This window comes from Denitratimonas tolerans, from assembly GCF_037203605.1.
In the GTDB taxonomy this organism is placed as follows: Bacteria; Pseudomonadota; Gammaproteobacteria; order Xanthomonadales; family Xanthomonadaceae; genus Denitratimonas; species Denitratimonas tolerans.
In genome coordinates this window covers 82,077-105,470 of record NZ_JBBDHC010000007.1, presented here as the reverse complement: position 1 = coordinate 105,470, position 23,394 = coordinate 82,077, and the positions used below count along the sequence as shown (strand labels likewise).

Sequence of the window (23,394 nt, the reverse complement as noted above, 5' to 3'; positions counted from 1 at the left end):
CGACGCGGCGACCGGACTGCGGACCCGGTCATGCCGGGCCACGACGGTTCTCAGGCAGCTGCCGCCACGGCCGCGGCGAGGGCATCGAGGACCTCGTCCATCAGCGCGACGTCATCGGCTTCGACCGTCACGCGGATGACGGGCTCGGTGCCGGACGGGCGCAGGAAGGCGCGCCCGCGCCCGGCCACGGCGCGTTCGGCGACGTCCAGCGCGGCGCGCACGCCGTCCGAATCGACGATCCGGCGCGCGTCACCGGCCAGGCGCAGATTGACGGTGCGCTGCGGCAGCGGCCGGTAGTCGGCCAGGGCTTCTTCCAGCGACAGCCCGCGCCGCGACAGCACTTCCAGCACCTGCAGCGCGCTGACGATGGCATCGCCCGTGCTGGCGCGATCGAGGCAGAGGATGTGGCCGGAGGCTTCGCCGCCCAGCACGCCGCCCTGCTCGACCAGCGCGCGGTGCACGTGACGGTCGCCCACGCGGGTGCGCACGAAGCCGATGCCGCGCCCGGCCAGCACCTGTTCGAGCGCGAAATTGGTCATCAACGTGCCGGCCACCGGCCCGCGCAGGCGGCCGCTCTGCTGCCAGTCGCAGGCCAGGATGTGGATCAGCGCGTCGCCGTCCACCACCCGCCCGGCGCTGTCGGTGAAGGTCACCCGGTCGCCGTCGCCATCGAACGCGATACCGAGCGTGGCACCGCTCTCGCGCACCCGCGCGGCGAGGGCTTCGGGATGGGTGGAACCGACGCCGCGATTGATGTTGAGCCCGTCGGGCGCGATCCCGATGGCGTCGACCCGCGCGCCCAGTTCGGTGAACACGCGCGGGCCGATCTGGTAGTTGGCCCCGTGCGCGCAGTCCAGCGCCAGATGCCAGCCTTCCAGGGTGAAATCCAGCGGCACCGTGGACTTGCAGAACTCGGCATAGCGCGTGGCGGCGTCGGCAATGCGCAGCGCCTTGCCGAGGGTTTCCGAGGGCACGGTGGAAAACGGCGCGTCCAGCTCGGCTTCGATCGCAAGCTCGGTGGCATCGTCGAGCTTTTCGCCGCGCTCGGAAAAGAACTTGATGCCGTTGTCGTGGTGCGGGTTGTGCGAAGCACTGATGACGATGCCGGCGTCGGCGCGCAGCGAGTGGGTGAGGTAGGCCACGCCGGGCGTCGGCATCGGCCCGAGCAGCCGCACGTCGGCACCGGCCGCCACCAGGCCCGCCTGCAGCGCCGATTCGAACATGTAGCCGGAAATCCGCGTGTCCTTGCCGATCACCACCACCGGCCGGCGCCCGTCGCGCGACAGGGCGCGGCCGGCGGCCCATCCGAGCTTGAGCACGAAATCGGCCGAAATGATCCCCTCACCGACGCGACCGCGAATGCCGTCGGTACCGAAATGGCGGCGCTCTCCCATCGCGGCGCGCCTCAGGACGCCGCTGCGGGTGTCGGCGGGGGTGCCGGCTGGCGCATCAACAGCGCCAGCAGCGAAGCCAGGGTGTCGCGCGACTCGCGCCGGTCGACAATGGCGTCGATGGCACCGTGTTCGAGCAGGAATTCGCTGCGCTGGAAGCCCTGCGGCAGGGTTTCGCGCACGGTTTGTTCGATCACGCGCGGGCCGGCGAAGCCGATCAGGGCGCGCGGTTCGGCCAGGTTGAGGTCGCCCAGCATGCCGAGGCTGGCCGAAACGCCGCCCGTGGTCGGATGGGTCAGGAACGAGACATAGGGCAGGCCCGCTTCGCGCAGGCGCGCCAGCGCGGCGGAGGTCTTGGCCATCTGCATCAGCGAGAACAGGCCCTCCTGCATGCGCGCACCGCCCGTGGCGGAAAAGCACACCAGCGGGCTGCGGTGCGCGAGCGCGTGTTCGGCCGCGCGGGTGAACTTCTCGCCCACCACCGAGCCCATCGATCCGCCCATGTAGCGGAACTCGAAGGCACAGGCCACGAGCGGTCGGCCCTTGAGCTGGCCATGCATGGACACCAGCGCGTCGCGCTCGCCGCTTTGCTTCTGCGCCGCGCGGATGCGGTCCACATAGCGCTTGGAGTCGCGGAAGCGCAGCACGTCCACCGGTTCCAGCCCGGCGTCCAGCTCCTGCGCGGTATCCGGGTCGAACAGGGCCTCGAGCCGGTCGCGCGCGGTGATCGCCATGTGGTGGCCGCACTTGGGACAGACGTACAGGTTGCGCTCCAGCTCCGGCTTGTAGAGCACGGCGGCGCAGCTGTCGCACTTCTCCCACAGCCCTTCCGGCACCGAGCCGGTCTTCTTCGTGCCTTCGGTGCGGATGCGCGCGGGCATCAGTTTCTGGAGCCAACTCATCGGTCGGTGTCGTCGCGAACAAAGTGGCTAGTGTAGTGCCAGCCCGGCGCCGGGCGCATGATGCGCTGCGGCTGCGGTGAATTGCCGAACCAGGCACCCGCGCGCCGTGGCCTCCATCGGCGCGTTTTCGCGTGGTTGCGATATCGGGCGCGGCGCGGAACGCCGGCTGTCCGTCCGACCCTTTCACGGAACGCTTGCCGATGACCCTCCGCCGCCTGTTCGCACTGGCCCTGATCATCGCCTCTCCCTGCGGGGCGGCGCGGATTCCCGACTGCACCCACACCGGCGCGGGCACGCTCTTCGAGGTCGGTCCGGGACAGGCTTACGCCAGCATCGGCGCGGTGCCGTGGGAGGCGCTCAACGCCGGCGACACCGTGCGCATCCACTGGCGCGCGACGCCCTACCGCGAAAAGATCCTGCTGCGTCGCCAGGGCACGGCCGCCCAGCCCATCACGGTGTGCGGCGCGCGCGGGCCGGGCGGCGAGCGGCCGGTGCTCGATGGCGAAAACGCCACCACGCGCGCGACGATGGGCTACCGCGTCGTGGCCACCGAGCCGCGCGGCCTGATCCACGTGAGCTGGGGCACGGGCGATGCCTGGGGCTTCAAGCCGCGCCACCTGCGCATCCAGGGCCTGCACCTCCGCCACGCCTTCCACGAGTATGCGTTCAGCGCCAGCGACGGCAGTACCCAGACCTACTCGGCCAACGCCGCCGGCATCTTCGTCGAGCGCGGCGAGCACGTCGTGGTGAGCGACGTGGTGCTGGAAGGCAACGGCAACGGATTTTTCGTCGCCTCGGGAGATTCGGAGGAAATGCTCTCGCGCGACGTCCGCATCGAGTTCTCCGAGCTTTACGGCAACGGCACCGTCAGCGTGACCAACGACCGCCACCACAACCTCTACACCGAGGCGGTGGGCATGACGATCCAGTTCAACCGCTTCGGCCCGCTGCGCGCCGGCTCGTCCGGCGGCAACCTCAAGGACCGCTCCACCGGCACCGTGGTGCGCTACAACCTCATCGACGGCGGCGCGCGCAGCATCGATCTGGTGGAAGCGCAGGAAAGCTGGCCGATGGTGCAGGCGCTGCCCGAATACCGGCGCAGCTTCGTCTACGGCAACCTCATCGTCAGCGACCCGGAAGGACCGGGCAATCTGGTGCACTACGGCGGCGACAGCGGCTGCTACGTCAACGGCCAGGCCGATCCCGCCCTCGCCTGCTACCGCAAGGGCACGCTGCATTTTTTCCACAACACCGTTGTCGTGCGCGCCGACCAGTCCACGCGCTGGCGCAGCATCCTGTTCGACGTTTCCACCAACGACGAACGCGTGGACGCGCGCAACAACCTGGTGTTCCTGCGCGCCTGGACGCCGGGCGCGGTGCCGACGAACCTGTCCTGGATGCACCAGTACGGGCTGCTCGACCTGGGCACGAACTGGGCCTCGCCCACGCTGACCCCGTGGCGCGACAACACCACGCCACAGGGCGCGATTTCCGGCCTCGGGAGCGTGCTGACCAACGCCGCCAACGCGCCGGGCTTCGTCGACGAGGCGGGCACGGACTTCAGACTCGCGTTCAGCAGCGATGCGGTGGACGCAGGCATGGCCCTGCATCCCGAGGTGATCGCGCAGGCGCACACCGTGAATGCGCAGTACCTGGCCCACGCCGCCGGCCAGCCGCGGCCCGACGACGGCGCGCCGGATCCGGGCGCGTTCGAGTACGACGGCGGCCTGTTCGCCGATGGCTTCGAGGTGTTTTCGCCGTGACCTTCGCTCATCGCTCCACCGCCATCGCGCTGATCCTGGTCGCCCTGCCCTGCGCGGCGGCCGGCCCGGGTCCGGTCGGGCACGACAACGGCCAGCACCACGCCTGCACCGGGTTCCTCGCCTCCCAGCCGGCCGTGATCTGCGTGCGCGCCGGCGCGGCGGCGGGCGGCAGCGGATCGGCCGCCGCGCCGCTGGCGACGATCTCCGCCGCGATCGCGGGCGCCAAGGCCGGCGACATCGTGCAGGTGGCGGCGGGGACGTATTCCGAGAACGTCGCGCTCGGCGGCTTTGGCGCGCCCAGCGGCACGCACCTGACCCTGCTGGGCGGATTCAGCGCCGATTTTTCGGCACGCGATGCCGACCAGCACGCTTCCCGCATCGACGGCGGCCTCACCAATCCCGCGGTGCAGCTGCATCTGGATTCGAACCAGACCACCGTGCTCGATGGCTTCATCCTCACCCGCGGACGCGGCCTGGGCAGCAGCTGGGCCGACGGCAGCGGCCACGGCGGCGGTGTCCACGCCGCGCTCGATGGCAACGGCGCGATCGTCATCTCGCACAATCTCATCCACGGCAACTTCAGCAACCAGCACGCCAGCGCCGATTCGCGCGGCGGCGGCATCCACGCCCACACGCAGGATTGGGGCGGTGCCACCGGCTCGATCCGCATCGAACACAACACCGTGCGCGACAACCAGGCCGGCAAGGGCGCGGGCATCCACGTGTCCGGGCGGCACGCCGAGCTGCGCCACAATCTGGTGGAGAACAACACCGGGCACCACGACCACGGCGGCGGAATCTATGTCGCAGCCAACGCGCTGCTGGCCGACAGCATCGTGCGCGGCAACGCGATCGGTGCCACCCAGGGCTATGGCTGGGGCGGCGGCGTACTGGTGGCGGGCACCGACGCCGAGCTGCGCGGCAACCTCATCACCGGAAACTACGCCCCGACCGCCGGCTCCGGGGTGTTCTGGGACGAGGGCGCGACCGGCACGATGCGCAACGACCTCCTTCACCACAACCTGTGCCCGAACGGCAGCCGTTCGGCCGCGGCAATCTACATCGACGGCGGGCCGGGCGGGCCGTCGCAGGTGAACATCGAGAGTATTACCGTGGCCGATCACCTCTGCCCCGGCACGGTGCCCGACGGCGCCGCCGTGGTGGTCGAGGACGGCTCTCAGGTCACGGTTCGAAACGCGATCTTCCGCGGCAACAGCCGCGACTTCGCCACGCTCTCAGGCGGCAGCTTCGCCATCGTCTGGTCGATCACGCAGGAGCCGGGCACAGGCAACTTCCAGGCCGATCCCCTGTTCGCCGACGCCGGCGGCGGCGACTACCGACTGCGCTCGGCCGCCGGACGCTTCACGCCCGCAGGCTGGGTCATGGATGCGGTGACCAGCCCGGCCATCGACGCCGGCGATCCGGCATCCGACCACGCGCTGGAAACCCAGCCCAACGGCGGGCGCATCAACCTCGGTGCCCATGGAAACACGGTCTGGGCGAGCCGCAGCCCCGGCAGCGACCGGCTCTTCGGCGATGGATTCGAGTCCCAGGCAGCGCTGGAGTCGACAGCCCCGCAGGGCGGAACCCGCGCGGCGGATTCCGCCGTTGTCGCGCTCATGGCGGAAACGCCTGCGACGATTCCGCCCTACCCGGGAATCAGCCGCCCCGGCGTGCTTTCAGCGGGGAGCAGCTCCATCGCCATCACCACCGCATCCTCGCGCCCCTTGTGCGCCGGGTAGTAGCCGGGACGGCGGCCGATCTCGTTGAAGCCGATGGATTCATACAAATGCACGGCGGCGAGGTTTGACGGGCGCACTTCCAGGAATATCCGCTCCACCCGGTGCCAGCGCGCCGCGTCGATGAGGCGCGCGATCAGGTGGCGGCCGTGGCCGCGACCCTGATGCCGCGGCGCGATGCAGACGTTGAGGATGTGCGCTTCGCCCGCACCCGTCGACAGCACACCGTGGCCGATGATCTTGCCATCACGCTCCAGCACCCAGCAGCCGTGCCCGGCCAGCAGGCACTCGCGGAAGATGCCCTGGGTCCAGGGAAACTCGTAGGCCGCCAGCTCGTTCTGCATCACCGTTTCCAGATCGGTGGTGCGCATCGCCCGCAGGGTGGTGGCGCAGGACGGGACGACGATCATCGGACCGCCTCGCGCAGCTGCCGCCGCAAGCGGCGCAGCTGCGGCCAGGCGATGCGCTTTTCCAGCGCGTCGCGCAGACGCGCGAGGGCGGGCAGGCGCAGCGCGCCGCGCGCCGCGTCCACGCCAAAGGCCAGCATCGGAATGCCTTCGGGCGGCGCGCCGCCGGATACCCACTGCACCTGCGCGACGGTGAGTCCGAGGCTGGCGAGCAGGTCATCCAGCAGCCGCGCATCCGGCCCCGGCGCGGGCCAGGCGCCGCTGCCCGCGACGCAAAGCCTGATCGTGCGTTCCGCGGGTGGATCGACGGCACCACGCGCGGCTGCGCGAGCCGGGGTTTCGCTGCCGGCGCGCGGCGCAGGAACCGGTGCCCCGGGCCGGACGGCGTCGCGCCGGACCATCGGCACCAAGCCCAGCGCCTCCAGATGCGCACGCTGCAGCGCGCCGAACCGGCTGCCGTCCTTGCTGCCTGCCACCGCCGCTCCCTCGCCCATCATGCGCCCACCTATCGCATCCGCACCGCATCATTGCCCGCTGCGGCGCGACGCGCGCGTTCGGCGAGATCGGCGATGAACTCGCCGTGGATCTGATCCAGCGCCTGGCCGTAGGCGCGCACCGAATCGGCCACCCGGTCACCGGCGGCCGGAAGCTGGCGGTGGTACTCGCCGATCACCCACGGGCGTCCGCCGCCGGGCGGCTCGGCGCGCAGCACGAGGCTGACCGCCACCTCCCAGCCCGTGTCCGTGCGTACCCGGTCGAGCCGCGCGATGCGCCCGTGCACGCGCAGCACCTCCAGCCGCGTCGGCAGCCGGTCGGTAACCACCCGCGCGATGCCCGAGGCCCGCAGGTCCGCCACCAGCCGGCGCTGCAGCAGGCGCACGGGCGGGTCGATCCAGAGCTGGTAGTGGTAGGCGCGCAGCCGATCGGCCTGCGCATCGAGCGTGTAGATCAGCGCCTGATCGGAATACAGGCCGTCGGCGGTAAAGGTTTCCACCACGATCGGCAGTTCGACCAGCGGTGCGTCCAGGCGCTCGCGCGGCACCGGTTCGGGCAACCGGTACCAGGTGGTTTCCGGGGCGCTGGGCACGCCGGCGCAGCCAGCCAGCAGCGCGGCAAGAAGGAGGACCAGCGGGATGCAGCGATTCATTTCTCCTCCCCCTCATCGGCCTTGGGGCTGAACAGCAGGCGGTTCGGGTTGCGCCGGATCTCGCGGGCGAATTCGTCGAAATTGCGGCTGGAGGAATCCAGGTGGTGCGCCACCGAATCCATGCGCTGGGCAAGCGTCCCCACGACGCGCTCCAGATCCGTCACCACCTGCCGGATGTCGGGCCGGTTTTCCGCGAGCGCCGCGTTGAGTCCGGTGACCAGTTCGCGGGTTTGCGCGTGGGTCTCGCGCAGATCGGCGGCCAGGCTGCGCAAGTCGGCGAGGGTGCCGCCGATGGCTTGCCGATTGTCCTCCCCGACCAGGGCGTTGACCTGATCGGCGGCATGGTTGAGGCGCGCCAGCAGCGCCTGGGTCTCGGTCACCAGCGGCGGCAGGCCGGTGTCGATGGAGCCGGAAATCGATTCCACCCGGGTTGCCAGGGTCTCGGCCAGCGGACGCAGCCGGTCGCGGGTCAGGATGGTGAGCTCGTCGGCCAGCTCGTTCATGGCGGCGAACACGTCGCCCCCGGTTTCGCTCGCCAGCTCCGCGCCCGATGCGAGCATCACGGCGCTCTGGCCGCCGCGGATGGCGATGCGCACGTCGGCCAGGAGCCCGCTGGCCTGGAGCTGGGCCACGCTGTCCTCGGGAATCGGCCAGTCGCTGCGCAGCGCCAGTTCGACCCGGTAGCGCAGCACGGCGGCGCGCTCGGGCACGATGTCGGCCACCTGCCCGATGCGAAATCCCTGGTACAGCACCGGCGCGCCGAAGCGCAGGCCGGTGACGTTGTCGAAATGGGCGTGGTAGCGCGTGCTGGCACCGCGGCTGCCGGTGATGGCCATGAGGGTGGACAGCAGCAGTGCGAACGCCACCACCACGGCCAGGCCGATCAAGGTGTAGTTGGCGGTATCGCGCCTCATCGCCGCGCCGCCCAACGCTTCTGGTACGGGTTCATCACGCTTCCTCCTCGGTCAGCCGGCGCAGGTAGGCATCCACGTCCACCTCCACTTCGCGCGGGCGGCGGTTGAGCAGGTCCTGGATGCGCTCATTGTCGCTGGCCCGCACCTGGGCCATGGTTCCGGTCATCAGTACGCGTCCGTGGTCGAGCACGGTAATGGTATCGGCAATCTTGAACGCCGACTCCAGCTCGTGGGTGACCACGACGATGGTCATGCGCATGGCGTCGCGCAGTTGCAGGATCAGTTCGTCCAGCTCGGCGGAAACCACCGGGTCGAGCCCGGCGGAGGGCTCGTCGAAGAACATCAGGCGCGGGTCCATCACGATGGCGCGGGCCAGCGCGGCGCGCTTGACCATGCCACCGGAAAGCTGGCTGGGCATGAGATCCTGGAAACCGCCGAGGTTGACCACTTCCAGCTTCAGCCGGCTCATGATGCGGATGGTGTTTTCGTCAAGCCGGGTGTGCTCGCGCAGCGGCAGGGCAACGTTGTCGCCCACCGTCATCGAGGTGAACAGCGCGCCACCCTGGAAGCTGACGCCGATCCTGCGCCGCAGCGCGAGAAGCTCGCGCGCGCCGGCCCGCGCCAGGTCCGTGCCGAGCAGCCGCACCGCACCGGCGCGCGGCTTCTGCAATCCGATCAGGTGCCGCAGGAGCGTGCTCTTGCCCGAGCCCGAGCCGCCCATCACCACCCGGATCTCGCCCGGCGCCACGGAAAAATCCACCCCGTGCAGCACCTGCCGGCGCCCGTACCAGGCGTCGAGGCCGCGGACGTCGATGATGGGCTCCGCCGACGCGGGAATCGGGAGTGGGGAGTCGGGAATCGTCATGGCGCGCGCCCATCGGCCCCAGTCGCGCAAACAGCGGGGGCATCTGGCTCCCTGCACGCGCGATGCGCCTCGCAAGCCCCGCCCACTCCCGATTCCCCTTTCCCCATTTCCGCCCTCACCGATTCAAAAAAAACGAAAACAGCATGTCGGCCAGCACCAGGGCGCTGATCGACAGCACCACGGCGCGGGTGGTGGCGCGGCCGACGCCTTCGGCACCGCCGCTGACCGAGAAACCCACGCTGGTGCCGATGAGGGCGATCAGCAGGCCGAACACCACGCTCTTGGAAAGCCCTTCCCACACGTCGCGCGGGGTCATGAGTTCGAGCGTCTGGCCCAGGTAGCCGGACAGGCTCAGATCCAGCGGGCCCATCGAGTACAGGCCGGCGCCGAGGATGGCCACGGCATCGGCCAGGATCGTCAGTACCGGCAGCATCACCAGCATCGCCAGCAGCGCCGGCGCGACCAGATAGCGCACCGGATCCACCCCGATCACGGCGAGCGCGTCCACCTCCTGCGACACCACCATCGAACCCAGTCGTGCGGCCAGCGCCGAGCCGCTGCGCCCCGCCACCACGATGCCGGTGATCAGCGCGCCGAACTCGCGCACGATCGACTTGGTGGAGGCCACCACCACCTGACTCTGCGCGCCGAACTCCGCCAGTGCGGCGATGAACTGGATGCCCAGCATCACGCCCACCGTCATCGCGAGCAGGCAGACGATGGGAATGGCGTCCACGCCGATCTGGCGCATCTGCTCCAGCACCATGCGCGGGCGCACCGGCTGGCCCACGCGCCAGCCCAGGACCAGGAACCAGAGCGACTCGAACAGGAGGCTGGTGCCATAGCCGATCTCCGACACCACCGTGACGGTGCGCCTGCCGATGCGTTCGAGACCGGCGAAGATCGCTTCCACGGCTCAGTCCGCCGCCCCCGTGCGGATGGTGAACACGCGGTCCAGCCGCGCCAGCTTCAGCACCGCCAGCACCGGCGCGCTGACGTTCACCAGCTCGAACGGCTGGCCGCGTCCGCGCGCGTTCTGGAATCCTTCCACCAGCGCCGCGATGCCGGAAGAATCGATGTAGCTGACCTGGGCCAGGTCCACCGCCACGCGCGGCGCGCGCTCGAGCGCGCCGAGCACCTCGCGCCGCACCTGCGCCGACCACGACAGGTCCACCTCGCCGCCGAGCACCACGACGGCGCAGTCGCCGTCGATCCGGGTATCGCACTGGCTCATCGGGTTTCCTCCTCTGGCAGCAGGTGCTTGACCATGCGAAGACGGTTGCCGCAGCGCCCCTCGCGCGGCTCCAGCGACCAGTCATCCATCAGGCTGTCGATCAGGTTGAGCCCCAGCCCGCCGGGTCGGCACTCGGACAGATCGCGCGGCACCAGCGTGCCATCTTCGACGCAGGGAGCGCTGTCGAGCAGCTCGAACACCAGGTCGTCGCCCTCGCGCGTCAGGTTCAGCTGGATCAGCGCGTCGGCACCGCCGGCGTGTCCGTGCCGGATGATATTGGTGCAGGCCTCGTCCACCGCCAGCACCAGCGCCTGACGCAGCGCGACATCCACGCCGGCGCGCGCGAGCGCCGCGGCCAGGGCGTGGCGCACGGCGGCCATTTCACTCGCCTGGGCCGGGAAGCTGCGTTCCAGCAGCAGGGTTTCGGAGCAGGGCGGGTCGCCGCTGATCAGCATCAGGGTGATGTCGTCGGTGACCCGCAGCCCGCGCAGGTGGCGCGCCAGCGCGCGCAGGCGCGCCTCGGGCACCAGATCGCCCAGCCCCTGCAGCAGCGCCTGCACCCGCTCCACGCCGAGCGGAACGCCATCGGCATCGCGCACGTCGGTGACGCCATCGGAGTAGAGGTACAGGCTGGCATCGGCGAGCTGTGTGCGCTGCTCGGGGAATACCATCCGGCGCAGGATTCCCAGCGGCGGGCCCTCGGCCTCGAACACCTCTGCCGAGCCGTCGGACGCCACGCGCACCAGCGGCGGGAAGCCGGCGTTGGCCCACACCGCCTCGCGCGTGGCGGGGTCGTAGTGGCCGGCCGCGGCGCACACGAACATGCCCGGCGCGATCGCCTCGCCCAGCTCGTCGTTGACCCGCGCCAGCCAGTCGCCCGGGCGCAGCCCTTCCTTGCCGGCCCAGCGCAACAGGCTGGCGCAGCGCACCATCAGGAAGGCCGCGTCCAGGCCCTTGCCCGCCACGTCGCCCACGGTGAACGCGATGCGCCCGTCCGGCAGGTCGAAGAAATCGTAGAAGTCCCCGGAAATCTCCTGCGCCGCCAGGTTCAGCGCGCGCAGCGGATAGCTGCCGCGCCGACGCCGCGGCAGCATCGAGCGCTGCAACCGCCGGGCCATGCCCAGCTCGCGCCGGATGCGCTGCTGTTCCACCAGTTCGCCAGCCATGCGCGCAGTGTTGAGCGCCAGCGCCATCGGGGCAGCCAGCAGCCGCAGCGCGTCCAGGTCCGCCTCCTCGAACAGCGCGTCGCCGCGCTTGTTGATGGCCTCGATCGCACCGATCACGCCCTGTGCGGTCACCAGCGGCGCGCACAGCACGCTGCGGGTGCGAAATCCGGTGCCGGTATCGATACTGGTGGCGAAATCCGGGTCGGCGTAGGCGTCGCGCACCATCTGCGACTGGTTTCGCGCGACCGTCCGCCCGACGATGCCCTGACCCACCGGAATACGCAGGCCGAGGATGTCCACCGGCCCCTGGCAGGCGCGGCACTCCAGCGTCTGTCCATCCTCGGACAGCAGGAACACGCTGACCGCCTCGGCGTCGAGATAGCGCGCCACGAAACCTGCCGAATCACGCAAGGTGCGCGTGAGGTCCACCGATACCGCAAGCTGCTGGCTGACCTCGGCCAGCAGGGTCAGCAATCCGTTCCGCGCCGTGGTCGCGGTGGTGGTGGTCATCCCGGCGTGACGGGTGGCTGCCGATTGCGCCGCAGCCGACCCCAGACCCAGCCGAGCGGCCCGGACAGCAGGTAGATCGTCGAAGCGGCGAACAGCACCCGCGCCGTGTCGATGGCCAGCAGCACCAGCAGCCCGAGCGCCAGCAGCACCGTCATGAAGGGGACGCGCCCGGCGAACGGCAGGCTCTTGAAGCTGAAGTAGCGCACCCGGCTCACCATGAGCAGGCCGGTGACGACGGTGATGCCCAGCGCGATCCAGCGCACTTGGCCGCCGCTCATGTTCATGCGGTTGTCCAGGGTCCAGATGAACGACATCATCACCGCCGCCGCGGCCGGACTGGCCAGACCGATGAACCAGCGCTTGTCCACCACGCCGACCTGGGTATTGAAGCGCGCCAGCCGCAGCGCCGCGCAAGCGGCATAGAGAAAGGCCGCCGACCAGCCGATCTTGCCTGCGATCGGGCCATCGAACTGCAGCTCCGACAGCGCCCAGTGATACATCACCAGTGCCGGCGCCATGCCGAAGCTGATCAGATCCGACAGCGAGTCGTACTGGACGCCGAAATCGCTCTGGGTGCCGGTGAGTCGCGCGATGCGCCCGTCCAGCCCGTCCAGGACCGCCGCCACGAACACCGCGATGCAGGCGTCCGTGAAGCGTCCCTGCGAGGCGGCGATGATCGCGTAAAAGCCGGCGAACAGCGCACCGGAGGTGAACAGGTTCGGCAAGAGATAGATGCCGCGCGGACGCGGCTTGGCGGCGGGGGCCGGGGTTTCCATGTGGCATCCTGCGGGTATCCGGGTCCAGTGTAGCGCGAGCCCGCGGCCGCGCGCGGCCACGACGGTGCACCGCATCGCCCGCGTTTGGTGCACACTGCGCACCGGGGAATCCGCCAGATCCAGGAGCCACACCATCATGCGCATCACCCACATCCTCGTCACCCTGGCCCTCGCGGGCGCGTGGTTGACCGCCGGTGCCAGCGACGTCTATCGCTGGGTCGATGAAAAAGGCGTCTCCCACTATTCCGACAAGCCGCCGGCGGATGGCAAGTTCGAGCGCGTCAACGTCCGCGCCGGCGGTGCCAGCGCCATCGCCACGCCGGACCCGGCCGCCGCCGAGCAGGAGCCGGCCAAGGAGGATCCGGCGATCGCACGGGCCGAACGCTGCAAATCCGCGCGCGCCAACCTCGCGGCGCTGCGCTCCAACCTCGAAGTGAGCATCGAGGACAACGGCAAGACCCGCGCGCTGAGCGAAAGCGAGCGCCTGGAGTACGCCGACCGCAACGAACGCGCCATCGCGCTCGACTGCGACGCGCCCTGAGGCACCCGCGGCCCGCTCCGTCGCCATGCGAAACGCGCTGATCGGTGCCGTTGTCGTGCTTGCGTTGCTGGCCGCCGCGGCGGCGTGGCTTTGGCGCTACCAGCCGGAGCGCCTGCCGGCGGAATGGCGGCGCCAGAATCCGCATTCGCGCGAGTATTCGCCCGCGGTCTACCGCTGGCGCGACGAGGCCGGTCAGGTACACCTGACCGACACCCCGCCGCCCGACCGCCCCTACGAAACCGTGCGCATCGACCCTCGCCAGAACGTCGTTCCGACGACCCTGCCGCCGCCCGGCACCACGCGCTGAGGCGGCAGGCAGCGGCGCGAAGCGGAAGCGGCGCGAAGCGTGCCGGCACGCTACAATCCGACGTTTGCCTTCACCGTCGGAACCCGGCCATGCGCCTGTCGCAATTTCACCTCAATACCTCCCGCGAAACCCCGGCTGACGCCGAGATCGTCAGCCACCAGCTGATGCTGCGCACCGGCATGATCCGCAAGCTCGCGGCCGGCATCTACACCTGGAGCCCGCTCGGCCTGCGGGTGCTGCGGCGGGTGGAGGCGGTGGTGCGCGAAGAAATGGACCGCGCCGGCGCGATCGAGATGCTGATGCCCTCGGTGCAGCCGCGCGAGCTGTGGGAAGAAACCGGGCGCTGGGAGAAGTTCGGCGGCCAGCTGCTCAAGATCCGCGACCGCAAGGAGACCGAGTATTGCTACGGCCCCACGCACGAGGAGGTCATCACCGACTTCGCGCGCAACGAGCTGCAGTCCTACAAGCAGCTGCCGGTCAACTTCTACCAGATCCAGACCAAGTTCCGCGACGAGATCCGCCCGCGCTTCGGGGTCATGCGGGCGCGCGAGTTCCTGATGAAGGACGCCTATTCCTTCCACCTGTCGCCCGAATGCCTGGAACGCGGCTACCAGACGATGCACGCGGCCTATACCCGCATCTTCACCCGCCTGGGCCTGAAGTTCCGCGCGGTGAAGGCCGATTCGGGCGCGATCGGCGGCGACGCCTCGCAGGAGTTCCACGTGCTGGCCGATTCGGGCGAGGACGCCATCGCCTTTTCCGACGCCTCCGCCTACGCCGCCAACCTGGAAGCGGCCGAAGCGCTGGCACCGGCGGCACCGCGCGCCGCGGCGGCCGAGGCGATGCGCGAGGTGGCGACGCCGACGCAAAAGACCTGCGAGGACGTGGCCGCGCTGATGGGCATCGCGCTGGCGCGCACGGTGAAGTCGCTCGCACTCATGACGCCGGACGGCTTCGTGCTGGCACTGGTGCGCGGCGACCACACCGTCAACGAGATCAAGCTCGCCAAGGCACCGGGCCTGGGCGAAAGCCGTTTCGCCACCGAGGCGGAGATCGCCGACTATCTGGGCAGCGAACCGGGTTTTCTCGGACCGGTCGATCCGAAGAAGCCGATCACGGTGGTCGCAGACCGCACGGTCGCGGCGATGGCGGATTTCGTGGTCGGGGCCAATCGCGCCGGATTCCACCTCGCCGGCGTCAACTGGGGCCGCGACCTGCCCGAACCGACCCACGTCGCCGATATCCGCAGCGTGGTCGAAGGCGATCCTTCGCCCGATGGCCAGGGCACACTGAGCATCGCGCGCGGCATCGAGGTCGGCCACGTATTCCAGCTCGGGCAGAAATATGCCGAAGCGATGGATTGCACGGTGCTGGCGGAAAACGGCAAGGCGCAGACCGTGTGGATGGGCTGCTATGGCATTGGCGTCTCGCGCATCGTCGCCGCCGCGATCGAGCAGAACCACGACGCCGCCGGGATTGTCTGGCCCGAGCCGATGGCACCGTGGAAAGTGGCGGTATGCATCATCAATCCGAAAAAGGACGAGAGCGTCGCCGAAGCGGCCGAGGCGCTGTATCGGCAGCTCACGCGCGCCGGACTGGACGCGGTGCTCGATGATCGCGGGCTGCGCCCCGGTCCGATGTTCGCCGACATCGAGCTGATCGGTATCCCGCATCGCATCGTGGTTTCAGAGCGCGGCCTGGCGGCGGGCACGTTCGAATATCGCGCCCGCGACGCCAGCGAGAGTGAAACGCTGGACCGCGCCGCCCTGCTCGCACGCCTGGCGGTGGCCTGACGGCCCGAGGGACAGGCCGCGTTCGGGAAATTCCCGCGCGGCGCGACAGCCGGCCGCGCCGACGGAGAATCAGCGGCCGTCGCGCTGGAGCAGACGCGAAATCGCGCCCCCCATGCGCCGCACGAAAGTGCCGGGCGACGCGCTGGCCGCCATCAGCGAGACCACGCGCTTCTCGTCTTCCTGCAGCTGCGTCGCCAGCTTGGCTTCCCACTCGCGCCGGACCTGATCGCGCTGAACCTGGCTCTGAAGCTGGCGGCGCACGTCGGCACCCACCTTCTCGCGTCCGAAGTGCGGGTTTTCACGCAGCAGGTAGCGGCCCAGCGCATCGAAGGTGTCCTCGGTCAGGGCATCGGCCGTCATACTGCGCTGCAGCGTACCGAAGGCCTCGACGTTGGAAAGGGTCAGCTTGAGCTGCCCGGATTCGAGCGTGGCAATCCCGTGCACCTTCACGGGAATCCGGCCGCGCGCCTGGAAGCGTCCGGATACCGCGTCGCCGTTGGCATTCTTGGTCACGTCGTGCAGGCCGGCCAGCTGGTGGTTCTGCAGCAGTCCATTCACCAGCCGCACCTTGCTGGGCGTATCGGCCACCACCAGCGTGCTTTCTTCCGGCGAAACCTGCGCCGCGAACGAAAACTCGATTTCCACCTGCGTGGCGGCGGGCGTCACGCGGCACTCGAACGGCGCCTCGCCGAACGCCACGGCGTCGCCATATCCGGCGATCGGATAGACCAGGCGGATGCGGCGGCGCGCGGCGCTCAGGGTGGCGGCGAGACGGGTCAGGTATTCCCCGAAGCGCTCGACCGCGGGCTTGAGCTGATCTTCCCACGCCGCCACGCGCTCGCGCTGCACGACAACCGCAGCCCCATCGCCAGCGCCGACGCTGTGCAGGCGCGCGGCTTCCTTCTCCAATTCGTCCAGCAGTCCCATGTCACCCTCCGTGCCTGCGCAGTGCGTGGTTTGCCGCGCAACAGTCATGGCGCACGCTACCGCGCCGCACAGGCGGCGGCAAGCCGCATCGCCCCTCCTTGCACCGATCCGAGGTCACGGAAGCAGCGCTGCGGCGGCGCGGGCGGCAGCGGAGAAACACAAGGCACGAAACAACGCTTTTGCCCGCGCGCCCCCCGTGCACGGTGTCGCGAACTGCCTTCGGGTCCACTGCCGGATCAATGACCGCATACCGCGTGCCGCGACCTTGCCGGATTTTGCCGTCGCAATTTCCCGCTTGTCAGCGGTATTGGACAGGATTATCCTTGGGCTTATCCCACGGTTGGGTAATAATGCCGGCGGGATTCCGCTATGCGTACCGCGCATCCCGTTATCCAGAGAGGAACCCCATGAGCATCGATTTCTCGTCCATGACGCCCAAGGCACTGCAGAAGCTGATCGCCGAAGCCACCCGCGAGCAGAAGCGCAAGAAGAAGCGCGCGCCGATTGCCCAGGTGCGCGCCAAGCTGACGCGCACCGCCCGGACCGAAGGCTATACCATTGCCGAACTGTTCGGCGGCGCGGCACCGGCCGCGACGGCCGCCACCAAGACACCGCGCCGCAGGGCGACGAAGTTGACCACGACCCGCAAGGTGGCTCCGAAGTACCGCAATCCGGCCAATCACGAACAGACCTGGACCGGGCGCGGCAAGGCACCGCTGTGGTTCAACGCGCTGATCGAGTCGGGCAAGACCCGCGAAGAGCTGCTTATTCCCGTGCAGGCAGGCTGAAACCACGCAAATCACGAAAACCCCCGCCGCGGCGGGGGTTTTTCGTTTCCGCCCGGAGCCGCATCCGGATCAAAGATTGTGCCGCGCCGGAGCAAGGACGTTGCCGATCAACATGCCGCCGACCAGCGCCACCAGGATCGTGCCAAGCTGCACCGCGGTATCCAGACCCAGCGCCACCTGCTGCTCGAATATCGAGCTGAGGCCGCGGAAGCCGACGCTTCCGGGCACCATCAGGATGATGCCCGGCACCCGGATCAGCGCGCCGGGGCGATTCATGCGGCGGGCGTAAAGGTTGCTGAGCACGGTAATCACCACGCTGGCCACGAACACCGCGGCACTGCCCGGCAGCCACAGCCCGACGATTCGCGTGGTGAGGTATCCCGTGATCGCGGAAAGCATCACCAGGGCATAATCCCGGCGTGCGGCCTTGAACAGCACCGCGAACGCCCACGCCGCCGCGAGCAGCGCCGGCCATTCGGTCCACGCCGGCACCACCGCCACGTCGCGGTAGTCCATCGGCGTCCAGTGCAGCAGGAGCGCGATCTGGGAAGCCACCATGCTGCCGAAGGCCAGCTTGAGCAAGGTCGTCACCGCGCCGGCAAAACGCGCCGTGCCCGAGACCAGCTGCTGGCTGGTCAGTTCGGATACGGCGTTGGTCAGCGCCATTCCCGGCAGCAGCACGATCAGCGCCGCCACGATGACGGTCTTGAGCGAAAGCGGAACGACGCAGGTCGCGACGGCGGCCGCCAGCAGCGTGACGAAAATGCCGGCCAGCAACTCCATCGCCTCGCTCCACCGCGGGCGCCCGGCACCGAACAGGAAGGCCAGACCCACCAGCAGGCCGATCACGCCGGCAACGGCCACGTCCGCCACGCTCGCGCGCAACAGCGTGGCCACGGCGGCGGAGATCACGCCGAAACTCAGCGTGGTTGCAATGGCATCGCCCCGCGGGGCCGGGCGATCAAGTGCATGCAGGGCCTTCACCGCGCCCGAAACATCGAGCTCGCCGCGCAGCGTGCGTTCGGCGATCGCGTCGGTTTCGCACAGCTTTCGCAGGTCCAGGTCGCCCGGTGCCAGGCGGATCACGTGGGTGCTGTTTGAAAAGGTGTCCGGTTGGCTGGCATCGGACAGCGACAGGATCAGGCCGGTGGGATTGGCCCAGGGCGCGCAGCGCAGCCCCAAGCGCGCCGCCACGCCGCTGATCGCCCCTTCCAGGCGCTGCGCGGTGGTGCCATAGGTGTGCAGCCGGGTGGCCAACTCGACCACGAAGTGGACGCGGTCGGCATAGGGGTGGTGGGTCATCGGGGGAGCAGCCGACGCAGGACAGGTTGCGACGGCGCGCAGTATGCGCACGATGCGTCAACTTTGCGTGAATCGCATCCGCACGCGGGCGCAACGGCGGAGGCGGTTGCGCAGCGCGCGCGGCCGGCGCTGCCCGATAATGCCCGGATGCATATCGGCCCAGGCGAAGCCTTCTCCCTGCTGAGCGCGGCGGCCTGGGCCGTCGGCGTGATCCTGTACCGCAAGCTGGTCGAGCGCCTGCCGGCGCTCACGCTCAATTTCTCCAAGAACGCGCTGGTCCTGCTGATGCTGCTGCCGCTGCCCTGGCTGCTGCACGGCAGTACGCTCCCCGCCTTCGATGTGCGCGACGTGGCGCTGAGCCTGGGCAGCGGATTCCTCGGCATCGCCGCCGCCGACACGCTCTACTTCGTCGCGCTCGCGCGCCTGGGTGCCGGGCGCATGGGCGTCATCGGCAACGCCTACAGCCCGCTGGTGATCGTGCTGTCCGTGCTGTTCCTCGGCGAACGGCTGGGACCATGGCAAGTGGCGGGATTCGCGCTGGTGATGGCGGGCGTCGCGGTGATCGCGCGCCGGCGCGAACCGGCATCGGTGGTCGTCGGCGAGCCGGTGCCGCCGCCGGAACCCGCTCCGCCCCCGGTCGATCCCGCGCCGCGTTCGCACCTTGCCGCGGTGGCGCTGGGAGTCGCGTCGATCTGCCTGATGGCGGTCGCCATCGTCATGATCAAACCGGTGCTTGAGGCCCGCCCGCTGGGCTGGGTAACCCTGCTGCGCCTGGTCGGCGCGCTTGCCGGACTGGTGCTGATCGCCGCGCTGCGCGGACAGCTGGGCCTGCTCTCGCCGCGCGGACGGCGGGTGGACTGGAAGCTCCTGGTCGCGGCGGCCTTCGTCGGACAGTGTCTGTCGATGGTGCTGTGGCTGGCCGGCTACAAATACGCCCCGGCTGCGATCGCGGCGATCCTCAACGAGACCGCCTCGATCTTCATCGTGCTGCTGGCCTGGTGGTGGCTGCGCGAACCGCTCGGTCGCCAGGGCGTGCTGGGCGTGGCGCTGACGATTTCAGGCGTGGTGCTGATGCTGGCGGCATGAGCCGGCGCCGGCCGCTCCAGGCTCAATAGAAGAGGTTCACCACCACCAGCACCACGACCAGGTGCATCGCCGTCAGCGGCAGCCCGACCCGCATCCAGTCGCGCGTTCGATAGCCGCCCGGGCCGGCCACCATCGCCAGCACCGGGTTCGAGGTGCTGATGAGGTTGTTGGATGCGGCCAGCGCCATCGTCAGGGCGAACGCCAGCGGCGCGCCGCCCGCCGAGATCGCCACGTTGATCGCGATCGGCACCATGATCGCGGTGGCTCCGACGTGACCCACCACCAGCCCCAGCAGCACCGTGGAAACCGCCAGCAGCGCCTGCAGTGCGATCGGAGGCAGGCCGCCGACGCGCTCGAGCACGGTCTGCGCCAGCCAGGCCGCCAGGCCGGAGGATTCCACCGCCCAACCCATCGGGATCAGGCCCGCCATCAGGAACACCGTTTTCCAGTTGATCGAGCGGTAGGCCTCGTCCATGTTGAGCACGCCCGAGAGCACCATCGCCATCGCCCCGGCCATCAGTGCCACCGGCACCGCGATCTGATGGCTGAGCGCGAGCAGCAGCGCGATTGCGAAGATGGTCATGGCGACCCACAGCTTGTGCGGGCGCTGCTCGTCCTTGGGCACATCGGTGACAACCACGAAATCGCGCTTGGCCGCCGCTTTGGACAGGTCGCGCCAGACGCTGTGGAACACCAGCATGTCGCCGGCGCGCAGCGGCATGCGGCGATGGTCGTCGCGGTGCACCTTGCCGTCGCGATACACCGCCAGCACGCTGATCCCGAAGCGGCGGCGCAGCTGCAGATCGGCCACGGCATGGTCGATGAAGCTGGAGGTCGGCGGGATCACCGCTTCGGAAATTCCGGCCCGGCTCGGGTTGAAAAGATCGCCGAAGTGGCGCAGCCGCGTCTGCATCCGCAGCAGGTTGGCCTGCGCATAGTCGGCCACGCGCTCGCGCGGGCCCATCACGCCGAGCACGCTGCCGACCCAGATCATCTGATCGGCGGGCGGTGCCAGGCGCGATTCGTTGCCGGATTTCAACGCCAGCAGCAGCGGCGCGCCGCGCTGGGATTCGGCCTCGCCGATCGACATGCCCACCAGCGGGCTCTCGGCGGTCACGGTCAGCTCGAACACGTCGCCGCTCAGGCCGTAGGTGTTGGCGAAATAGCTCTCGGTGCGCGCCGGCGTCACGCCCTTGTCGGCAAGGCCGCCCAGCATCTTTTTCCCGAACAGCCGGAAGTAGAGCAGGCCACCGGCCAGCAGCACGATGCCGACCGGCGTAGGCGCGAACATCGGCAGGGCTTCCAGCGTCGCCACGCCCGAGGGCAGGTTGTGGTTGGCCTGGGCGAGCAGGTCGTTGAGCATGATCTGCGGCGAGTTGCCGACCATGGTCAGGGTGCCGCCCAGCATGATGCACATCGCCAGCGGCATCAGCAGGCGCGACACCGCCACGCCGCTGCGCGCGGAAAGCCGCGAGGCCACCGGCAGGAACAGCGCCATCACCGAAGGGTTCTGCATGGTGGCGGAAATCAGCCCGGCGGTGGCGCTGCTGTAGAAGATGAGTCGCTCCTCCACGCCCTTGGAGCGGCGCAGCAGCCAGATCGCGGCGCGGTTCATCAGCCCGGTGCGATCGAGTCCGGCACCCAGCACCATGGTCGCGATGATGCTCACTACCGCGCTGCCGGCGAAGCCGTCGAAAATCTGCTCGGAGGGGACCAGGCCGGTCAGGCCCAGCAGCATCAGCACCAGCATCGCGGTCACATCCGGGCGCAGCTTCTCCCAGACGAACATCACCATGGTGAATCCGACCAGCACCAGCACCAGCACCATGTCGGTGGTCAGGGTCAGGCTGCTTTCCGCCAGATCCGGATCCATTGCTCAGGCCGATTCGCCGCAGGCGTCATGCGGGTGCGAGGACATCAGGGCTCCTCGCGCCTGAGATACAGCAGATCCCAAACTCCGTGCCCGAGGCGCAGGCCGCGCGCCTCGAAATGGGTTTCCGGCCGCCAGCTCGGCCGCGCGAACCAGTCGCGCGGCCCGGCGCGGTTCTCGAACGCAGGTTCGGCATCGAGCACGTCCCACATGTGTTCGGCGTAGGGCTCCCAATCGGTGGCCAGGTGCAGCAGCCCGCCCGGCGCGAGCTTGCGCGCCAGCAGGCGCGCGAAGGCGGGCTGGATCAGGCGGCGCTTGCCGTGGCGCTTCTTGTGCCAGGGATCGGGGAAGTAGATGCGCACCTCGGCCAGCGAAGCATCGGCGATGTCGCGCTCGAGCACCTCGACCGCATCGTGGTTGTAGACGCGCACGTTGCCCGCACCGTCGGCCGCCAGCGCGTTGAGCAGGCGACCCACGCCAGGACGGTGGACCTCGATCCCGATGAAGTCACGCTGCGGCTCGTTGCCTGCGGCAAAACGCAGCGCCTCGCCGTTGCCGAAACCGATTTCCAGCACCCGGTCGGCGCGGCGGCCGAAGACCGCGTCGAAGTCGCGCGGCGTGCCGGCCGGCTCCAGGCCATAGTGCGCCCAGTGCTCGGCAAAGGCGCGCTCCTGCGCCGGGGTCAGTCGGCCCTGGCGCAGCACATAGCTGCGGATCGGGCGCGGCGCGCCCGCGACGGGGCTGGATTCAGGCGTGTGCGCGGAAGACATGCTCCGATTATCGCCCTGTTTGCCGCCGCGGCGCAGCCGCCGGCCCGGATCGCAGGCGCACCCTGCCCGCCGCGTTCACGCAGACCCGTCGGGAACACGCGCGCCGTTGCCGCATCGGGCACGGCTGGCTATGATCGACAGCCGCGCGGGTGTAGCTCAATGGCAGAGCTGTAGCTTCCCAAGCTACTGACGAGGGTTCGATTCCCTTCACCCGCTCCACTCCATGAATCCGGAGACTTCCAGGATAGTCCAAGGTGGTTTTTAAGTCGTTGTTCCGCAATGATTTTTCCGCCTCCGATCTTCCAGCGTGGTCCACTGCAATCCGCCGACAGCCAGGGCTTTTAAGTCCACTTTTAAGTCCATTTTGCGGGTCGTGCGGCTTCCGGATTGTTGATGGAGGGCTGCGGCTGAGATGAACAGCATCTGCTACCTGACGCGTTCAGGAGCAAGAGCATGGCACTCTCAGACTTGGTGGTCAGGCAAGCCAAGGCCACCGGAAAGGCGTACACCCTCCCCGACATCGACGGCCTCAGCCTCGCCGTCACGCCCACGGGCAACAAGAGCTGGCACTTCCGCTACTATTGGCTGGGCAAGCAAAAGCGGATGTCGCTGGGCAACTACCCGGAGTTGTCCCTGCGTGATGCGCGCACGCTGCGCGACGAAGCACGCGCACTGGTAGCCAAGGACATCAACCCACATGTCCATCGCAAGCAGAAGCACGCCGCGGTCAAGCTCGCCGGCGAAAACACGTTCGAGGCGATCTACAAGAAGTGGCTGGCCCACCGCGAACTGAGCCTCAAAAAGGGTCGGCAGACCACGCTCTCGATCCTGCCGCGCGTCTTCGCCAAGGACGTGTTGCCAGCGCTGGGCAAGCGCTCGATCTACGACATCAAGCGGCCCGACCTGCTGGAAGTCATCGCCAAGATCGAAAAGCGCAAGGCGCTCTCCGTGGCCGAGAAGGTTCGCACGTGGTTCAACCAGTTGTTCCGCTACGCGCTGGTGATCGTGCCGGGCCTGGAGCAAAACCCAGCATCCGACCTCGACGTCGTGGCGGTCCCGCTGCCGCCGGTCAATCACAACCCGTTGGCGAAGTGGCGCTTCAGCCACCAGAACTGCAAGGGGCAGGCATGGACTGGGTTGACTGCCCTCCATTTCTACGCTCAAATATGAACGCTTATTACAAAAAAGCTCATATT

Annotated in this window: 22 protein-coding genes, 1 tRNA gene and 1 pseudogene; 9 read left to right on the top strand and 15 right to left on the bottom strand. The window is 69.1% G+C overall.

Annotated features, from left to right (window positions below; genetic code table 11):
- Positions 1-50 precede the first annotated feature (50 nt).
- Together glmM and accD are read right to left on the bottom strand one after the other, a co-directional pair.
- Positions 51-1,394, bottom strand: coding sequence for a phosphoglucosamine mutase (gene glmM, locus WB794_RS06635; protein WP_337335062.1), 1,344 nt, complete (start codon positions 1,392-1,394; stop codon positions 51-53).
- Positions 1,395-1,405: 11 nt separating this feature from the next.
- The gene (gene accD, locus WB794_RS06630) at positions 1,406-2,293 is read right to left on the bottom strand and encodes an acetyl-CoA carboxylase, carboxyltransferase subunit beta (RefSeq protein ID WP_337335061.1); all 888 of its coding nucleotides are present in this window, start codon (positions 2,291-2,293) and stop codon (positions 1,406-1,408) included.
- Between the two features lie 200 nt (positions 2,294-2,493).
- Between accD and WB794_RS06625 the strand changes: the two genes are divergently transcribed.
- Together WB794_RS06625 and WB794_RS06620 are read left to right on the top strand one after the other, a co-directional pair.
- The gene (locus WB794_RS06625) at positions 2,494-4,056 is read left to right on the top strand and encodes a right-handed parallel beta-helix repeat-containing protein (protein WP_337335060.1); all 1,563 of its coding nucleotides are present in this window, start codon (positions 2,494-2,496) and stop codon (positions 4,054-4,056) included.
- Positions 4,053-5,798, top strand: a complete 1,746-nt coding sequence (locus tag WB794_RS06620) for a DUF1565 domain-containing protein (RefSeq protein WP_337335059.1) — start codon at positions 4,053-4,055, stop codon at positions 5,796-5,798. Before WB794_RS06625 ends, WB794_RS06620 begins: the two co-directional genes overlap by 4 nt.
- Here the strand turns inward: WB794_RS06620 and rimI are convergent.
- From rimI to pssA, 9 genes are all read right to left on the bottom strand, one after another.
- Entirely contained in the window at positions 5,705-6,205 is a 501-nt protein-coding gene (gene rimI / locus WB794_RS06615; protein ID WP_337335058.1) for a ribosomal protein S18-alanine N-acetyltransferase, read from the bottom strand. The genes WB794_RS06620 and rimI overlap by 94 nt on opposite strands.
- Entirely contained in the window at positions 6,202-6,699 is a 498-nt protein-coding gene (locus tag WB794_RS06610; RefSeq protein ID WP_337335057.1) for a hypothetical protein, read from the bottom strand. The genes rimI and WB794_RS06610 overlap by 4 nt, the downstream gene beginning before the upstream one ends.
- Before the next feature lie 8 nt (positions 6,700-6,707).
- Positions 6,708-7,349 carry an ABC-type transport auxiliary lipoprotein family protein gene (locus WB794_RS06605; protein WP_337335056.1) on the bottom strand — a complete coding sequence of 214 codons (642 nt, stop codon included), beginning with the start codon at positions 7,347-7,349 and terminating at the stop codon, positions 6,708-6,710.
- Positions 7,346-8,263 carry an MlaD family protein gene (locus WB794_RS06600; protein WP_337335055.1) on the bottom strand — a complete coding sequence of 306 codons (918 nt, stop codon included), beginning with the start codon at positions 8,261-8,263 and terminating at the stop codon, positions 7,346-7,348. The genes WB794_RS06605 and WB794_RS06600 overlap by 4 nt, the downstream gene beginning before the upstream one ends.
- 34 nt (positions 8,264-8,297) lie before the next feature.
- The gene (locus tag WB794_RS06595) at positions 8,298-9,128 is read right to left on the bottom strand and encodes an ABC transporter ATP-binding protein (protein ID WP_337335054.1); all 831 of its coding nucleotides are present in this window, start codon (positions 9,126-9,128) and stop codon (positions 8,298-8,300) included.
- 115 nt (positions 9,129-9,243) lie between these two features.
- Complete coding sequence (locus WB794_RS06590; RefSeq protein WP_337335053.1) at positions 9,244-10,041, bottom strand: MlaE family ABC transporter permease; 798 nt, start codon at positions 10,039-10,041, stop codon at positions 9,244-9,246.
- A gap of 3 nt (positions 10,042-10,044) precedes the next feature.
- Positions 10,045-10,362, bottom strand: coding sequence for an STAS domain-containing protein (locus tag WB794_RS06585; RefSeq protein WP_337335052.1), 318 nt, complete (start codon positions 10,360-10,362; stop codon positions 10,045-10,047).
- On the bottom strand, positions 10,359-12,038 hold the full coding sequence (locus WB794_RS06580) for an ATP-binding SpoIIE family protein phosphatase (RefSeq protein ID WP_337335051.1): 1,680 nt from the start codon (positions 12,036-12,038) through the stop codon (positions 10,359-10,361). Before WB794_RS06580 ends, WB794_RS06585 begins: the two co-directional genes overlap by 4 nt.
- The gene (gene pssA, locus WB794_RS06575; protein ID WP_337335050.1) at positions 12,035-12,814 is read right to left on the bottom strand and encodes a CDP-diacylglycerol--serine O-phosphatidyltransferase; all 780 of its coding nucleotides are present in this window, start codon (positions 12,812-12,814) and stop codon (positions 12,035-12,037) included. The genes WB794_RS06580 and pssA overlap by 4 nt, the downstream gene beginning before the upstream one ends.
- Positions 12,815-12,950: 136 nt before the next feature.
- Between pssA and WB794_RS06570 the strand changes: the two genes are divergently transcribed.
- The 3 genes from WB794_RS06570 to WB794_RS06560 all read left to right on the top strand — a co-directional run bounded on the left by WB794_RS06570 (position 12,951) and on the right by WB794_RS06560 (position 15,455).
- Positions 12,951-13,355, top strand: coding sequence for a DUF4124 domain-containing protein (locus WB794_RS06570; RefSeq protein WP_337335049.1), 405 nt, complete (start codon positions 12,951-12,953; stop codon positions 13,353-13,355).
- 25 nt (positions 13,356-13,380) lie between these two features.
- Positions 13,381-13,662 (top strand): DUF4124 domain-containing protein, encoded by a 282-nt coding sequence (locus WB794_RS06565; protein WP_337335048.1) that lies wholly within the window; start codon positions 13,381-13,383, stop codon positions 13,660-13,662.
- Between the two features lie 89 nt (positions 13,663-13,751).
- Complete coding sequence (locus WB794_RS06560; protein ID WP_337335047.1) at positions 13,752-15,455, top strand: proline--tRNA ligase; 1,704 nt, start codon at positions 13,752-13,754, stop codon at positions 15,453-15,455.
- A 69-nt stretch (positions 15,456-15,524) separates the two neighbouring features.
- Here the strand turns inward: WB794_RS06560 and WB794_RS06555 are convergent, their stop codons facing one another.
- Entirely contained in the window at positions 15,525-16,382 is an 858-nt protein-coding gene (locus WB794_RS06555; protein WP_337335046.1) for a hypothetical protein, read from the bottom strand.
- Between the two features lie 407 nt (positions 16,383-16,789).
- Here WB794_RS06555 and WB794_RS06550 point away from each other — a divergent pair, with 407 nt between their 5' ends.
- The gene (locus WB794_RS06550) at positions 16,790-17,170 is read left to right on the top strand and encodes an H-NS histone family protein (protein WP_337335045.1); all 381 of its coding nucleotides are present in this window, start codon (positions 16,790-16,792) and stop codon (positions 17,168-17,170) included.
- A 69-nt stretch (positions 17,171-17,239) separates the two neighbouring features.
- Here the strand turns inward: WB794_RS06550 and WB794_RS06545 are convergent, their stop codons facing one another.
- The gene (locus WB794_RS06545) at positions 17,240-18,472 is read right to left on the bottom strand and encodes a threonine/serine exporter family protein (RefSeq protein ID WP_337335044.1); all 1,233 of its coding nucleotides are present in this window, start codon (positions 18,470-18,472) and stop codon (positions 17,240-17,242) included.
- 147 nt (positions 18,473-18,619) lie between these two features.
- Between WB794_RS06545 and WB794_RS06540 the strand changes: the two genes are divergently transcribed.
- Positions 18,620-19,558 (top strand): DMT family transporter, encoded by a 939-nt coding sequence (locus WB794_RS06540; protein WP_337335043.1) that lies wholly within the window; start codon positions 18,620-18,622, stop codon positions 19,556-19,558.
- A gap of 22 nt (positions 19,559-19,580) precedes the next feature.
- On the opposite strand, the gene WB794_RS06535 is transcribed toward WB794_RS06540, so the two are convergent.
- The gene (locus WB794_RS06535) at positions 19,581-21,431 is read right to left on the bottom strand and encodes an SLC13 family permease (protein WP_337335042.1); all 1,851 of its coding nucleotides are present in this window, start codon (positions 21,429-21,431) and stop codon (positions 19,581-19,583) included.
- Positions 21,432-21,475: 44 nt separating this feature from the next.
- Positions 21,476-22,198, bottom strand: coding sequence for a tRNA (guanosine(46)-N7)-methyltransferase TrmB (gene trmB, locus WB794_RS06530; protein WP_337335041.1), 723 nt, complete (start codon positions 22,196-22,198; stop codon positions 21,476-21,478).
- A gap of 145 nt (positions 22,199-22,343) precedes the next feature.
- Here trmB and WB794_RS06525 point away from each other — a divergent pair.
- Positions 22,344-22,417, top strand: a tRNA-Gly gene (locus WB794_RS06525).
- Positions 22,418-22,651: 234 nt separating this feature from the next.
- Positions 22,652-23,281 (top strand): annotated as a pseudogene (locus WB794_RS06520) (tyrosine-type recombinase/integrase); the annotation flags it as partial.
- Positions 23,282-23,394 lie beyond the last annotated feature (113 nt).

What these genes read in the sequence shown, in the direction of transcription:
- glmM (WP_337335062.1), bottom strand. Translation starts at nt 1,394, where the DNA reads ATGGGAGAGCGCCGCCATTTCGGTACCGACGGCATTCGCGGTCGCGTC.
- accD (WP_337335061.1), bottom strand. Translation starts at nt 2,293, where the DNA reads ATGAGTTGGCTCCAGAAACTGATGCCCGCGCGCATCCGCACCGAAGGC.
- WB794_RS06625 (WP_337335060.1), top strand. Translation starts at nt 2,494, where the DNA reads ATGACCCTCCGCCGCCTGTTCGCACTGGCCCTGATCATCGCCTCTCCC.
- rimI (WP_337335058.1), bottom strand. Translation starts at nt 6,205, where the DNA reads ATGATCGTCGTCCCGTCCTGCGCCACCACCCTGCGGGCGATGCGCACC.
- WB794_RS06610 (WP_337335057.1), bottom strand. Translation starts at nt 6,699, where the DNA reads ATGATGGGCGAGGGAGCGGCGGTGGCAGGCAGCAAGGACGGCAGCCGG.
- WB794_RS06605 (WP_337335056.1), bottom strand. Translation starts at nt 7,349, where the DNA reads ATGAATCGCTGCATCCCGCTGGTCCTCCTTCTTGCCGCGCTGCTGGCT.
- WB794_RS06600 (WP_337335055.1), bottom strand. Translation starts at nt 8,263, where the DNA reads ATGAGGCGCGATACCGCCAACTACACCTTGATCGGCCTGGCCGTGGTG.
- WB794_RS06595 (WP_337335054.1), bottom strand. Translation starts at nt 9,128, where the DNA reads ATGACGATTCCCGACTCCCCACTCCCGATTCCCGCGTCGGCGGAGCCC.
- WB794_RS06585 (WP_337335052.1), bottom strand. Translation starts at nt 10,362, where the DNA reads ATGAGCCAGTGCGATACCCGGATCGACGGCGACTGCGCCGTCGTGGTG.
- WB794_RS06580 (WP_337335051.1), bottom strand. Translation starts at nt 12,038, where the DNA reads ATGACCACCACCACCGCGACCACGGCGCGGAACGGATTGCTGACCCTG.
- pssA (WP_337335050.1), bottom strand. Translation starts at nt 12,814, where the DNA reads ATGGAAACCCCGGCCCCCGCCGCCAAGCCGCGTCCGCGCGGCATCTAT.
- WB794_RS06570 (WP_337335049.1), top strand. Translation starts at nt 12,951, where the DNA reads ATGCGCATCACCCACATCCTCGTCACCCTGGCCCTCGCGGGCGCGTGG.
- WB794_RS06565 (WP_337335048.1), top strand. Translation starts at nt 13,381, where the DNA reads ATGCGAAACGCGCTGATCGGTGCCGTTGTCGTGCTTGCGTTGCTGGCC.
- WB794_RS06560 (WP_337335047.1), top strand. Translation starts at nt 13,752, where the DNA reads ATGCGCCTGTCGCAATTTCACCTCAATACCTCCCGCGAAACCCCGGCT.
- WB794_RS06555 (WP_337335046.1), bottom strand. Translation starts at nt 16,382, where the DNA reads ATGGGACTGCTGGACGAATTGGAGAAGGAAGCCGCGCGCCTGCACAGC.
- WB794_RS06550 (WP_337335045.1), top strand. Translation starts at nt 16,790, where the DNA reads ATGAGCATCGATTTCTCGTCCATGACGCCCAAGGCACTGCAGAAGCTG.
- WB794_RS06545 (WP_337335044.1), bottom strand. Translation starts at nt 18,472, where the DNA reads ATGACCCACCACCCCTATGCCGACCGCGTCCACTTCGTGGTCGAGTTG.
- WB794_RS06540 (WP_337335043.1), top strand. Translation starts at nt 18,620, where the DNA reads ATGCATATCGGCCCAGGCGAAGCCTTCTCCCTGCTGAGCGCGGCGGCC.
- WB794_RS06535 (WP_337335042.1), bottom strand. Translation starts at nt 21,431, where the DNA reads ATGGATCCGGATCTGGCGGAAAGCAGCCTGACCCTGACCACCGACATG.
- trmB (WP_337335041.1), bottom strand. Translation starts at nt 22,198, where the DNA reads ATGTCTTCCGCGCACACGCCTGAATCCAGCCCCGTCGCGGGCGCGCCG.